The following is a 12068-nucleotide window of genomic DNA, read 5'->3' on the forward strand; positions in this document are numbered from 1 at the left end:
TCTCCTTAGGCACCAAAAAATGGCACCGGCTCACTCCCCGGCCTCCCAGATCAACGATTCTTCGTTGCAGTCCGGGAACATCGGGCAGTTGATACAGTCGCTCCATACCTTGTGGGGCAACTCGTTTTTGTCGATGGGGCGAAAGTTTATCTTTTTAAAAAACTCCGGCTGGTAGGTCAGGGTAAAGACCCGGGAAATGCCGAAATTACGGGCCTCATCCAGGCAAGCCAAAACCAGGGCCCGGCCGACCCCGCCCTGCTGGAAGCTTTCCGCCACCGCCAAAGAGCGGATTTCGGCCAGGTTCTCCCAGCAGATATGCAACGAGCAGACCCCCAGCACCTGCCGGTCGTTATCGGCGGCCACCGCCACCTTGAAGTCCCGGAGGTGATCGTAAAGGGAACTGAGCGAACGGCCCAGCAACAGATTGCGGCCGGCAAAAAACTGCAGCAGGGCGTAAATGGCCCGCACATCATCCATGCGGGCGGCCCGCACCACAAATGGGAGGGCGGGGCCGTGGGCCCGCTTGCCGGCGGTCTGGAATTGTTCAGCCATCATCACCAATATCTCCCCTGGTTTGCCTGCAGCATGTTGGTACCGATGGTACTTCCCTCGGGCAGCAGCGCCAGAATACTCTGGCCGGCCCACAGGCCCAGCAGAAACATCCACAGAAAAATACAGAACACCACCACCGCCAGACTGAACAGGCCACCCCAGCCCAATTCCACCCTGACCACCGTCTTCTTTTTGCCCCGTCGCGCCGCCGCCATACCGTTTGGTTACTCCCGCTGTTCGGTTACCATCGCCTACATACTTTCCGGGGCGCTGACCCCGATTAACTGCAGACCGTTGGCAAAGACCACCCGCAGGGCCCGGGCCAGGGCCAACCGCGCCTGGCTCAACGCTAAATCCTCACCCACGATCCGGTGGCGGTTGTAATAGCCATGGAATTTGGCGGCCATATCCTGGAGGTAAAAAACCACCCGGTGGGGCTCTAAAGCCCCGGCAGCACTTTCCAGCAGGGACGGCAACCCGGCCATGGCCTGCAGCAGATCAAGCTCTTCGGCCTGCTCCAAACGGGAAAAATCGATCTCTTCCGCCGCCGCCGGCACCACGCCCTTTTCCCGGGCCTGGCGCTCAATACTGCAGAGCCGGGCATGGGCATACTGCACGTAATAAACCGGGTTTTCCTGGCCCTCCTTGGTGGCCAGATCAAGATCGAACTCCAACTGGCTGTCGGCCTTGCGCATCAGAAAGAAAAAGCGGGCCACGTCTGCCCCCACCAGATCCAGCAACTCGTCGACGGTGACGAAGGTCGCCTTGCGGGTGGACATCTTCACCTGCTGACCCTCGCGCATCAGGGTGACAAACTGGTGGATCACGGTGGTGACCTTGCCGGAATCGTACCCCAGGGCTTCCAGGCCGGCCATCACATCCGGCACCGTGGCGATATGGTCGGAACCCAGCACATTGACCAGCCAGTCATAGCCGCGCCGCATTTTTTCCCGGTGATAGGCAATATCCGGCAGGCGATAGGTGGGCTCACCGCTGGACTTGATGATCACCCGATCCTGCTCCAGACCAAACTCGGTGGTCTTGAACCAAACCGCCCCGTCCTGGTCGTAAACCAGCCCTTTGTCGCGCAGGCTGGCCACCACATCATCCACCAGGCCTTGCTCGTAGAGGGTGTGTTCGTTGTAGTAATGGTCGAACTTGATCCCCAGGCGGGCCAGGGTGGCGTTGATGTCGGCGAAGATCACCTCTTCGGCCTTTTTGGTGAAAGGCAAATGATCGGGAGCATCCTTCAAGGCCTCACCCTGTTCATTTACCAGGGCCTGGGCGATCTCCCGAATATACTCACCCTGGTAACCGTCTTCCGGGAAATCACCGGAGCGGCCCAGCAACTCCAGGTAGCGGGCCTGCACCGATTCCCCCAGCACCCGCATCTGGCGGCCGGCGTCGTTATAGTAGTATTCCCTGGTCACCCGGTAGCCGACGGCGGTAAGCAAGCGGGCAATGGCATCCCCCAGCACCGCCTGGCGGCCGTGGCCGACACTTAAGGGACCGGTGGGGTTGGCACTGACAAATTCCACCAGCACCGAGCGCCCTTCCCCGCTGTGACCCCGGCCGTAATCCTCGCCCCGGGCCAGCACGGCCGGCACAACCCCCTGCCAGACCTCAGGCTTGACAAAGCAATTGACAAAACCCGGCCCGGCCACCTCCACCCGCGCGAACAAGTCACCGTTGTTGGCGGGATCACTGAGCAGCCCCACCAGGGCCTCGGCGATCTCCCGTGGCTTGCGTTTTTCCCGGCCGGCGACCACCATGGCCAGGTTGGTGGCAAAATCTCCCTGCCCGGCCCGCTTGGGCTCCTCCACCGCGTAACCGCCGGCGGCGGCCGCAGTCCATAAGTCACGTTCAACGCCCAAGGCGAAACAGCGGTCAACGGCCGCCTGCACCCGTGTCCTGATCATGGTTGGCTCTATTCCTCAATAATATTTAACTCAACGGGGTGTAAAGCCGCTGATTCATGGCGCCTATCCGGCACAAAAGCTCATAACTGATGGTTCCGTGCCAGTCGGCCAGTTCATCGGCCCCGATAAACTCCTCACCCTGGCGACCGAGAAAAACCGCCTCATCACCGGCCTGCACCGCCGGCAACGCGCTGACGTCGGCCATGCAGGCGTTCATGCAGATGGTGCCCAAAATCGGCACCCGGCGGCCACCCAGCAATACCTGGGCCCGGCCGCTGACGCCCCGGGGGTAACCATCGGCATAACCCACCGGCAGCACCGCCAGGCGGGTGGGAGCGGGGGTTACATAGCGGTGGCCGTAGCTGATGCCGTAGCCGGCGGGCAGCATTTTTACCTGCAGCACCCGGCTGCGCAGACTCATGGCCGGCTGCAGGGCCAGGCCCGCAGCGGCAAGTTCCACCGGCAAAGGGGAATAACCATAAAGGCTGATCCCCGGCCGCACCAGATCTCCATGTGCCCAGGGAAAGCGAAGCAGGGCGGCCGAATTGGCCATGTGCAGCAGCGGCCGCGCCACCCCCGCCGGCGGCAGGCAGACCGCTCCTCCGGCCTGCAGCAGTTGCCACTGCTCCCGGCAGCGCGTTTCCGCGCCGGGCACATCGGCCAAAGGGAAATGAGACATCATACCGGCCAGCCGCAAGCCGGGCAAGCCGGTAATAATCGCCGCCAACCGGGTAAGATCGGCAGGGGCCACCCCGAAGCGGCCCATCCCGGCATCAAGCTTCAGGTGCACCCCCACCTGCCGGCCCCGATCGGCAGCCAGGCGAGATAACGCCTCCAGGCCGTCGGCGGCAAAAACCACCGGACTCAGGCGGTACTCAACCACCTCGGCCGCCTCCCGGGGGTCAAACCCAAGCAGCAGCACCACTTCCCCGTCAAGCCCGGCGCGGCGCAGCCTGATCCCTTCTTCCAGGGTACCCACCCCGAAACAGTCGGCGCCGGCCCCGGCAAAGGCACCGGCGGCCGCTTCCAGCCCATGGCCGTAAGCATCGGCCTTAACCACCGCCATGATCCTTATCCCCGGCGCCACCCGGGATCGTACGGCCTCATAGTTGACCCGCAGGGCCTTAAGGTCGATCTCCACCGCATTGTAAGAGGCCGCGCCGATCATACCACTCGCCTGCGATACCACTGGCCCCAGAACAGTCCGCTGGCCAGCAGCAGTGCCGCGCCCACCGCCAGGTAAACCAGGGCCACCCAGACTTCCGGCAGGCCAAAGCTGCGCAGCACCCGCCCGGAAACCATCATCAGCGCCACCAGCCCCCACATCTTCAGGGAATAAACCGCCCCCAGGCAGGCGTTTTCCTGCAACGACAGGATCCGGACAATATTTTTCCGGGCCGAAGGAATCAGCATGAAATAAGCTTTCAAGGCCCCGACGGCCAGGGCCGCCACCGGCCACCAGAGGGCGCCGTCACCGTAGAGCAGCGCCCCCCTGACCAGCAGGTAGAAGCCGATAAAGCTCCAGAGCACTGCGGCCAGCAGCAGATGGGCCTGCACCGAGGCTCCGGGTTTAAAGCGCTGCGCGGCGTTGGCGAACATGATTTAGAGGGCAGGGCCTCCCGGCAGGGTTATCAAACAAGAATAGGCATATCCCGCCTCGGGGATATGCCTATTCTGCAACAGTTTGCACCAGGGTTCAGGCTACATTAAACCTCGGTTACGGTGATGGCACCTTCCGGGCAAACCTCAACGCAGGTTTCGCAACCCAGGCACTCATCAACGTTGACGGGATCAGCCTTGCCGTCGACCATCTCGAAAACCTGAGCCGGGCAGGCGTTTACGCACTCTTCATCACCGCTGCACTTGTCCTTGTCGACATCAACTTGCCACATGATTCTTTCCTCCGTGTTAACAATAATTATAATAAGTTAAATACAGGCCCGAAGCAAATTACCTTAAGGCATAGGCGGGAAGCTGCGCCCAAGGCTCCACCTCCAACCTGTTCTCTTCGAGTCATCAATTTCCGACACTTTTCTCTAATGCACCGACTTTTTTTTGTCAACATAAAAGCGGCGGCTACCCAGACGCTGCCGCGGCAACGTAACCAATCACAGGGCTGGACCAACGGGGTAAGCGGTTACAGGGTGCCGCAGGTTGCGGCAAGCGAGACGGCGAAGCGTACCTCAGTACATGAGCCGGCTCGATCGCCGCAAGATGCGGTGCCCTGTAACCGCTTACGCGGCAACTGTTGACCGGGGCGGGCAAATAAGGTAGCCTGCCCAAGTTAACATCGGATGAACCGGGAGAACAAAAATAAATGAGCAAAAAAAATAAAAATAAGAACAAGGGCCCGAGCGCCGAGAAATCGGAAGAGGCGATGATCGGCGGCCTCATTGAAGGCAGCCCCGAGGCGGTCGGCGTGGCGGTGCTGCGCCTGGCCTGCGGCTGTCGCAAGATGGCGGCGGTGGACAAAACCGGCGAACCAGCCAGCAAGGTGGTCATTTACCGCGATAACGCCCTGAACGTCTGCCAACAGTGCCAGGAAGACAACGGGGCCTTCGTTCGGGTGCAGGAGTCCTTCATTCACTGGATCAACCCCGCGCCGGCGGCGGAGGAGCAGCAAAAGATCCGGGACAAAGTTTTCGGCACCGTCACCACGCACTGACCCGATGCCAAAGCTCGGCAGCAGACCAGTCATGCTTCCCGTCGCCAGCGGCAAAGGCGGCGCCGGCAAAAGTATTTTCGCCGCCAGCCTGGCCATTGCCCTGGCCCGCCAGGGGGCCAGAGTGGTGGCGGCGGATCTCGACTTGGGCGGCTCCAACCTGCACACCTACCTTGGCCTACCCAACACCAACCCCGGGGTGGGCGATTTCCTCAAACAGCAGCGGCAGGAACTGCGGCAACTGCTGATACCAACCCCCTTTGACAACCTGCGCTTTCTGCCCGGTGACGGCAAAACCCCTTTCATGGCCAACATCCCCAGCAAGCAGCGTTTTCTGTTGCTGAGCCAGCTGCAGCAATTGCCGGCGGATTATGTCATCATCGACCTGGGCGCCGGCTCGGCCCTCAACACCATGAACCTTTTCGGCCTGGCCAAAAACGGCATTGTCATCACCACCCTGGACACCCCGGCGATGATGAACGCCCTGGTTTTCCTCCGCAACTTCATGTTCGCCAACCTCATCAGCCTCACCGCCCACCAGGCCCCCATTAAAAAGGATCTACTGGCGGCTTACCGCCGCTCTGCCGACGGGACCAACCTGACGGTGGCGGAGGCCTACCGGCTGATCGAACAGCGCGACCCCCTGCTGGCCCGGGAAACCAGGAAGCGCTGCGGGTCGTTTTGCCCCCGCCTGGTTTACAACATGGCCGACGAAGCTGAAGAGCTGCAGGTGGCCGGCCGCATCGAAGGAACCATGAAAAAAAATCTCTCGCTGCAGTGCTCCACCCTTGGGCTGCTGTTCCATGACCCGGCGGTGCGGCAGGCGGTGAGAAAAAACCGGGTCTTTCTGCAAAGCCGCCCCGACACTCCTTACGCCCGCGGCCTGGCGGCCATCACCCAACGCATCCTGCACCCCCCCGCCACCGCCCCCACCCTGAAGGAACTGGTCAGCGAGGCAAAAACCCACCAATCCCGATAATCGAACACAGTCCCCCACCGAATCGCCGCCGCAAAGCGGCGGCGTGAGGCGGCGAAAGGCAAAAAGGTAAGCGGTTACAGAGTGCCCCGAATTGCGGCAAGCAGACCGGCGCCGCGTACCCCAGGTACGCAAGCCGGTCTGATCGCCGCAAGGCGGGGTGCTATGTAACCGCTTACCGCCAGGAGGAGGCCCGGGCTACCAGGGCCGGAGCCCACTCCGGGGTGCCCAGGGCGTGGATGTGGGTATAAAGGGCCAGCACATTGCCGGTGGTAAGACCGTCATGGCCGTCGCGAAAGCCGACTCCCCGGGCCATGGTCAGGGCCAGGGCGGCCGGTTCAATGGCCGCCTGCTCCACCGTGGAATAACGGAACTCATGGCCCCGGAGCTCCGTGCCGGGGGCATAGAACGGATTTTCCCGCTCCACCCGCAACACCGTGTAACCATGGGCCTGGGGTTTGCGCGACAGCCCGAAACGCACCGGAAAAACTCCCGCCAGGGGGTATTCCCGGCCATCCAGCACCATGGCCTCGCCCAGGTAGATCAAACCGCCGCATTCGGCGTAAATGGGCAGGCCGGCCGCCGCCGCCCGCCGCACCGATTCCCGAAAGGAGCGGTTGGCAGCCAGCCGCGCCGCCGAGGTTTCCGGAAAACCGCCACCGATATACAGGGCATCAAGGTCAGCCGGCAGGGCCTCCGCCTCGAGAGCGTTGATGGGCACCAGCTCGGCCCCGGCCGCCCGCAGGGCTTCCAGGTTATCGGGGTAGTAAAACTGAAAGGCGGCATCCAGCAGGTAACCGATTTTCACCGGTGAATTGGCCGCAAGCGGCGGCTCCGGGGGCACGCCGCCGGCCGATGTCTCCGGCATCCCCCCTTGCGGCTGCTTGCCCATGAGGGCAATAATACGATCCAGATCAAGTTTTTGCTCCGCCTGGTCGGCCATCTCTGCCACGGCCCGCCCGGCCTCGCCATGCTCCACGGCGGGCGTCACCCCCAGGTGCCGCTGGGGAAAAAAGTCACGCCGGCTGCGGGGTATGGCCCCCAGCACCGGCAGGCCGGCGTAGCGTTCCACTGCCTGGCGGACGATACTCTCATGCCGCGGGCCTCCCACCCGGTTAAGCACCACCCCGGCAAACTCCAGCCCGGGGTCGAAATGACGGCAGCCCAGCACTTGTGCCGCCACGGTACGGGTGGTTTTGGTGCAGTCCACCACCAGCAGGACCGGCACCTTGAGCAACCGGGCCAACTCGGCGCTGCTGCAGCTCCCCTCAACATCAACCCCGTCGAACAGACCCCGGTTGCCTTCCAGCACCGCCAGTTCCGCTCCGGCTCGATGAACGTCAAACGAGGCCTGGATTACCGACGCCGGCATCAGGTAGGGGTCGAGGTTGTAACAGGGCCGCCCGGCGGCCAGGGCCAGCCAGCCGGCATCGATATAATCAGGGCCCTTTTTAAAGACCGCCGGCCGGTGCCCACGCCGCCGCAGGGCCGCCGTCAACCCCACCGCCACCACACTTTTACCGCTGCCGCCGGCCAGCCCGGCCACCAGCAGCCCCCCAGCTCCTGTTTGTTGCTGTTCCGTCATTACGCTTCTCCACCGCTCCAAGCGATTATGTAAAGGCTTCCAGATAACAGCCCCACCTTACCCGCTTCAGCGCACCCCGCTACTTTTTTTTGACCTGTGCCCCGGGCTATGTTATCTTTTTTGGTTTTGACCGCCAGCCACAAAAAATCAATGCCTTACTTACCCCATAAGGAAACCATCATGTCTGAAAAGGTTGAGAATCAGGAACAGTTAAACAAAATCATTGCCGAGCTGGAACAGAAATGTGCCGACAAGCCCGAAAACGTTCCGGCCCACCACCATCTGGCCCTGGTGTACCGCAAAGCAGGCCGCATCGACGACGCCATCCGGGAGCTGGAAAAATGCCTGGAGCTGGATGAACAATCGGTGGAAGCATACATCAACCTGGGCGCCATTTATTTTGAGCAGGGCAACCTGGACCAGGCTTTGGCGGTCAACCTCAAAGCCGTAAAGGTGTTGCCGGAAATGTCCCGGGCGCACAACAACATCGGCCTGATCAAGCAGCAGCAGGGCGATGCCGCTGCCGCCATCGCCGCCTATGAAGAAGCGGTGCGCCACGACCCCAAGCTCACCAATGCCTGGGTCAACATGGCCTCCTGCCGGATCATGGCCGGCGATTTCGAACAGGCGCTGCAGGCGGCCAAAGAGGCGATCAAGCTCGCCCCCGACTTCGGCATGGCCTATAACAACCAGGCCGTGGCCCATTACTACCTGGAGCAGTACCGGGAAGCCAAAGAGGCTGCCGCCAAGGCGCAGAGCCACGGCTACCAGGTGGACCCGCGTTTCCTGCAAGCCCTTGAAGAAGCCCAGAGCGCATGAAACAACAGCAGATAAAGACCCGGCCCCACTGCCCCTTCTGCGGCGATGAAGTTGCCCAGCCCCAGGATCAGGACCAGCGCAAGCTGGGGGAGTTCAAAGTCGGCCACTGCCAGTGCGGCGCGGTCTACGCCTGTGACGCCACCGGCCACAATATCGGTTCGGCGATGATCGAAGCCCTGGTTTACGCCTGTAACGACGACTGGGAACTGGCCTGGGAGCTGCTGCCGGACCAGGACTATCTCACCGGTAGGGTGGAAAGCTACGACGAGATCACCCACCAGATCCTGGAGCAGCGCCACCTGGACGGCCGCTATGTCCGCGGCGTGCTCTACTTTGTGCGTTTACAGAAGGAAATCACCGAGATCGCCCAGCAACGGGCCGAGCAAAAGAGGGATTACCTGCCCCCCGTGGAACCGGAACGCGACCCGGCCCGCCCTCGGCAACGGGCCGACAAAAAAGAGGTGCAACGCCTGGCCCTGGCCGGCGACATTGACGGCCTGGTGGCTCTGACCTTCGATGATGTGCGCACCTTGCGTTTTCTCCAGCGCCTGCTCTACACCCCCGATGACGATCAGCGCTGGTGGCTGGCCCACGTTATCGGCCAGGTATGTGCCCGGGTGGCCACCCGCCAGCCCGGGGTGGTCAGCGACCTGCTCCATCGCCTCTTTGATGCCAGCAGCGATTCCGCCGCCGCCAACTGGGGGCTGGTGGAGACCATGGGTTCGATCATCGCCGCCCGGCCGGATATCTACGGCGCCTTTGCCCGCCACCTGCTGCGCTACATTAACCACGTCAGCACCCGCCCCCTGGTGCTCTGGGCCTTGGGGACGGTGGCCGCCAGGCGTCCGGACCTGGTCCGGGCCAACCAGTTTTACCAGTTATTCAATCTACTCAACGACTCCGACCCCTTGGTCCGGGCCCTGACCATCAGGCTGCTGGGCCGGGCCGGGGCCCGGGAGGTCGGCGAGCGCCTGCAGGCGCTCAGCCGGGAGCAGACCCCGGTGACCATTTACGAAGAAGGACGACCCCAAACCATCACCGTCGGCGATCTGGCCGCGGAGGCACTCAAGATGACAGAGAAGGTGGAACAAGCATGAGCACCGACATCGACCAGGAACAGCAACAACCCAAAAGCCAGGCCCAGCAGGACTACGAGGAGGGCCTGGAAAAGATGAAGAACAAGGCGCTACCCCTGGCGGCGGCGGCCTTTCACAATGCCCTGCTGGGTTTTGAAGAGGCGGGCGACGAGGCCGGGGTGGCCCGGGCGGTAACCAAGCTGGCGGAAATCTGCCTGCTGCGGGAAGAATACCCCAAAGCCCTGGAGCACCTGCAACGGGCCCTGACCATCTGCCGGGCGGCCAACGATCATCTGAGCGCAACCTACCTGGAAAAACAGCTCTTTTACACCAACATCGCCCTGAACAACCAGGAACGGGCCCTGAATCTAGGCCTGGACCTGCTGGCCGCCTACCAGGATTACAACAACCCCGCCGGGGCGGTGGAAATTCTGGAAAAATTAGCCGAGGTATACCTGGCCGCAGGCAACCGGGAAAAGGCGGCCGAATGCCTGCGCACCGCCGCCGGCATCCATAAAAGCTTCAAACATCAACGGGCGGCCCAGCAAATGCTGGATCAGGCCGAAACCCTGCTCAGACAATCGTAATCGGGCTTGGCGCTTTACGCTTCCCGGGCCTGGTGGCCACCGAACCATCTGACCATGATGATGCTGATCTCGTAGAGAACGATCAAGGGGCCGACCATCAGCAGTTGGTTGACCGCGTCGGCGGTGGGGGTGAGCATGGCGGCGATGATGAAGGCCAGCAGGATGGCATAACGGCGATGGCGGGCCAGGAAGGGCGCATCCACCACCCCCAGCCGGGCCAGCATAACCATCAGCACCGGCAATTCGAAGATCAGCCCGAAGGCGATGAGCAGGCGCAGCGAAAGCCCGAAATACTCGCTGACCCCGGGCATGGTGGCCAGGTATTCGTGGGAATAACCCACCAGGAAACGGAAAGCGGGTGGAAAAATAACAAAATAGGCAAAGGCCGCGCCGGCCAGGAAGCAGAGCACGGAAATGACGGTAAAAGGGAGCACCACCCGCTTTTCATGGTGGTAAAGCCCCGGCGCGACAAAGCTCCAGAGCTGCCAGAAAATCACCGGCGAGGCCAGCAGCAGGGCGGCGGTAAAGGCTACCTTCAGATAAAAAAAAACCCTTCCTGGTAAGAGGTGAAGATCAGGGTGCTTTCCGGCGGCAGAACGGCAAACAGCGGCGCGAAGAACCAGTGCCCGATGGGCTCGGCAAAACTGTAGGTGGCCACGAAGCAGACTCCCACCGCGATCATGGAACGCACCAGGGCCCGACGCAAATCGGTCAGGTGCTCGGTGAGGGTCTGCGACTGAAAGGTCTCTTCCATAACCCGGCCATATTAACGCCACCGACAACCATGGTCAAGCACTTACCCGCAACTTTGCAGCACACTTCTATCAATGCATGACGAGCTTTTACAAAATGCCGGCTTCCAGGCCGGGCGGCAACTGCTCCAGCGCCCCTTGCTGCCTCTGGTGCGCCTGGTACACCTGCTCTACCTCACCGGCCCCTTCGGCAGCCTGGAAGAATTGCTCGCCGAACTCAACGAACCGCTGACCACCGCCGGCATCTCCTATGAGCACCCAGCCGAACTGCTGGCCCCCTTTTTGGCCGTCCTGAAACCGCTGGAAGGGATCAAAAAACCGGCCCCGGCAACCCCCTCGATTACCGTGCTGGATGACCAGGACCAACCCCTGCCGACCATGGAAGCCCTGGCCATGCTGGTTAGCCAGCAGGTTATGGAGCAGGAACTGGAGACGATCAACAGCCTGCTCTGCGGCCCCTGCCGGTGCAGCCTCTGTTGCACCGGCCCGGGGGGCGAGATGCAGCAGCTTTTTTTTGAAATTCCTTTGCGTGCCGAAGAGGTGGCGGCCATGGCACTGCCCCGCATCGACACCCCGGCCAGCCGCTCGTCGGACAGCAGCAGCGACCCTCCCCTTACGATTGAAAACCGTCCTTTTTATCAGCACCCTCCGGCTGTCTACCACTGGCGCGCGGGCTGGAGCATGATCCTGCCCCGCGGCAGCCGCTGCCCCCAGCTTGATGATCAAGGCGGCTGCCGAATTTACCCGCAACGGCCGCAGGTCTGCCGCCGACCCCAGATTTTTGCCTATGTGGTGGAGGCCGTCGACCGGCGGCAAACGCCGGAAGACACCGAGGTTTACCGGGCTCAGGATAAACTGCTGGCGGTCTGGGACTGCCCTTATGTCAAGCTGTTGCAGGATGAGATCGCGACCTTTGCCCAAGCCGCCGGCCTGGAGCCGGTTTTCCGCAGCAACAAAAATTAGCCTACCCGCCCGGCGGCCGAGTCACCATCGGCCTAACCGTTCACCATGGTTACTAACCTACCGGTATAACGGACCGTAAGCGAAAAGCCGTGCCGCAGGTTCGGGCAAGCGGCCAAGCGCAGCGTACCCCCTGTACGTAAGCCTGGCTGATCGCCCGAAGATGCGGTGCGGCTGTTC

The 12068-nt window shown here is 62.1% G+C and carries 13 protein-coding genes and 1 pseudogene; 6 read left to right on the plus strand and 8 right to left on the minus strand.

What is annotated here, in order from left to right; all coding sequences use genetic code 11:
- Nucleotides 1-30: 30 nt before the first annotated feature.
- The 6 genes from DAAHT2_RS08470 to DAAHT2_RS08495 form a co-directional block, all read right to left on the minus strand.
- A complete protein-coding gene (locus DAAHT2_RS08470) occupies nucleotides 31-555 on the minus strand; it encodes an N-acetyltransferase (protein ID WP_013163883.1) in 525 nt (174 codons plus the stop codon).
- A complete protein-coding gene (locus DAAHT2_RS08475) occupies nucleotides 555-767 on the minus strand; it encodes a hypothetical protein (RefSeq protein ID WP_013163884.1) in 213 nt (70 codons plus the stop codon). Before DAAHT2_RS08475 ends, DAAHT2_RS08470 begins: the two co-directional genes overlap by 1 nt.
- Before the next feature lie 36 nt (nucleotides 768-803).
- Nucleotides 804-2471, minus strand: coding sequence for an arginine--tRNA ligase (gene argS, locus DAAHT2_RS08480; RefSeq protein ID WP_013163885.1), 1668 nt, complete (start codon nucleotides 2469-2471; stop codon nucleotides 804-806).
- Between the two features lie 25 nt (nucleotides 2472-2496).
- Nucleotides 2497-3639: an alanine racemase gene (alr, locus tag DAAHT2_RS08485; protein ID WP_013163886.1), complete on the minus strand. Its 1143-nt coding sequence runs from the start codon at nucleotides 3637-3639 to the stop codon at nucleotides 2497-2499.
- Nucleotides 3636-4028, minus strand: a complete 393-nt coding sequence (locus DAAHT2_RS08490) for a hypothetical protein (RefSeq protein ID WP_218914992.1) — start codon at nucleotides 4026-4028, stop codon at nucleotides 3636-3638. The genes alr and DAAHT2_RS08490 overlap by 4 nt, the downstream gene beginning before the upstream one ends.
- Nucleotides 4029-4177: 149 nt before the next feature.
- Nucleotides 4178-4363 (minus strand): ferredoxin family protein, encoded by a 186-nt coding sequence (locus DAAHT2_RS08495; protein ID WP_007294967.1) that lies wholly within the window; start codon nucleotides 4361-4363, stop codon nucleotides 4178-4180.
- 425 nt (nucleotides 4364-4788) lie between these two features.
- Between DAAHT2_RS08495 and DAAHT2_RS08500 the strand changes: the two genes are divergently transcribed.
- Complete coding sequence (locus DAAHT2_RS08500) at nucleotides 4789-5136, plus strand: hypothetical protein (protein ID WP_013163888.1); 348 nt, start codon at nucleotides 4789-4791, stop codon at nucleotides 5134-5136.
- A 31-nt stretch (nucleotides 5137-5167) separates the two neighbouring features.
- Nucleotides 5168-6112: a P-loop NTPase gene (locus DAAHT2_RS08505; RefSeq protein WP_013163889.1), complete on the plus strand. Its 945-nt coding sequence runs from the start codon at nucleotides 5168-5170 to the stop codon at nucleotides 6110-6112.
- 172 nt (nucleotides 6113-6284) lie between these two features.
- Here DAAHT2_RS08505 and DAAHT2_RS08510 read toward each other — a convergent pair whose 3' ends face one another.
- Nucleotides 6285-7694 carry a cobyrinic acid a,c-diamide synthase CobB gene (locus DAAHT2_RS08510; protein ID WP_013163890.1) on the minus strand — a complete coding sequence of 470 codons (1410 nt, stop codon included), beginning with the start codon at nucleotides 7692-7694 and terminating at the stop codon, nucleotides 6285-6287.
- Nucleotides 7695-7874: 180 nt separating this feature from the next.
- Between DAAHT2_RS08510 and DAAHT2_RS08515 the strand changes: the two genes are divergently transcribed.
- The 3 genes from DAAHT2_RS08515 to DAAHT2_RS08525 are packed head-to-tail and all read left to right on the plus strand — an operon-like array spanning nucleotide 7875 to nucleotide 10176.
- The gene (locus DAAHT2_RS08515; RefSeq protein ID WP_013163891.1) at nucleotides 7875-8513 is read left to right on the plus strand and encodes a tetratricopeptide repeat protein; all 639 of its coding nucleotides are present in this window, start codon (nucleotides 7875-7877) and stop codon (nucleotides 8511-8513) included.
- Complete coding sequence (locus tag DAAHT2_RS08520) at nucleotides 8510-9610, plus strand: DVU0298 family protein (RefSeq protein WP_013163892.1); 1101 nt, start codon at nucleotides 8510-8512, stop codon at nucleotides 9608-9610. Before DAAHT2_RS08515 ends, DAAHT2_RS08520 begins: the two co-directional genes overlap by 4 nt.
- Entirely contained in the window at nucleotides 9607-10176 is a 570-nt protein-coding gene (locus DAAHT2_RS08525) for a hypothetical protein (RefSeq protein ID WP_013163893.1), read from the plus strand. Before DAAHT2_RS08520 ends, DAAHT2_RS08525 begins: the two co-directional genes overlap by 4 nt.
- Before the next feature lie 14 nt (nucleotides 10177-10190).
- Here DAAHT2_RS08525 and tatC read toward each other — a convergent pair.
- A pseudogene (tatC, locus tag DAAHT2_RS08530) lies at nucleotides 10191-10930 on the minus strand (twin-arginine translocase subunit TatC).
- 73 nt (nucleotides 10931-11003) lie between these two features.
- Between tatC and DAAHT2_RS08540 the strand changes: the two are divergent.
- Complete coding sequence (locus DAAHT2_RS08540) at nucleotides 11004-11891, plus strand: YkgJ family cysteine cluster protein (RefSeq protein ID WP_013163894.1); 888 nt, start codon at nucleotides 11004-11006, stop codon at nucleotides 11889-11891.
- Nucleotides 11892-12068 lie beyond the last annotated feature (177 nt).

It is taken from the genome of Desulfurivibrio alkaliphilus AHT 2 (assembly GCF_000092205.1).
GTDB lineage: Bacteria > Desulfobacterota > Desulfobulbia > Desulfobulbales > Desulfurivibrionaceae > Desulfurivibrio > Desulfurivibrio alkaliphilus.

What these genes read in the sequence shown, in the direction of transcription:
- DAAHT2_RS08510 (WP_013163890.1), bottom strand. Translation starts at nt 7,694, where the DNA reads ATGACGGAACAGCAACAAACAGGAGCTGGGGGGCTGCTGGTGGCCGGG.
- DAAHT2_RS08495 (WP_007294967.1), bottom strand. Translation starts at nt 4,363, where the DNA reads ATGTGGCAAGTTGATGTCGACAAGGACAAGTGCAGCGGTGATGAAGAG.
- DAAHT2_RS08500 (WP_013163888.1), top strand. Translation starts at nt 4,789, where the DNA reads ATGAGCAAAAAAAATAAAAATAAGAACAAGGGCCCGAGCGCCGAGAAA.
- DAAHT2_RS08515 (WP_013163891.1), top strand. Translation starts at nt 7,875, where the DNA reads ATGTCTGAAAAGGTTGAGAATCAGGAACAGTTAAACAAAATCATTGCC.
- DAAHT2_RS08525 (WP_013163893.1), top strand. Translation starts at nt 9,607, where the DNA reads ATGAGCACCGACATCGACCAGGAACAGCAACAACCCAAAAGCCAGGCC.
- DAAHT2_RS08505 (WP_013163889.1), top strand. Translation starts at nt 5,168, where the DNA reads ATGCTTCCCGTCGCCAGCGGCAAAGGCGGCGCCGGCAAAAGTATTTTC.
- DAAHT2_RS08540 (WP_013163894.1), top strand. Translation starts at nt 11,004, where the DNA reads ATGCATGACGAGCTTTTACAAAATGCCGGCTTCCAGGCCGGGCGGCAA.
- DAAHT2_RS08475 (WP_013163884.1), bottom strand. Translation starts at nt 767, where the DNA reads ATGGCGGCGGCGCGACGGGGCAAAAAGAAGACGGTGGTCAGGGTGGAA.
- alr (WP_013163886.1), bottom strand. Translation starts at nt 3,639, where the DNA reads ATGATCGGCGCGGCCTCTTACAATGCGGTGGAGATCGACCTTAAGGCC.
- argS (WP_013163885.1), bottom strand. Translation starts at nt 2,471, where the DNA reads ATGATCAGGACACGGGTGCAGGCGGCCGTTGACCGCTGTTTCGCCTTG.
- DAAHT2_RS08520 (WP_013163892.1), top strand. Translation starts at nt 8,510, where the DNA reads ATGAAACAACAGCAGATAAAGACCCGGCCCCACTGCCCCTTCTGCGGC.
- DAAHT2_RS08470 (WP_013163883.1), bottom strand. Translation starts at nt 555, where the DNA reads ATGATGGCTGAACAATTCCAGACCGCCGGCAAGCGGGCCCACGGCCCC.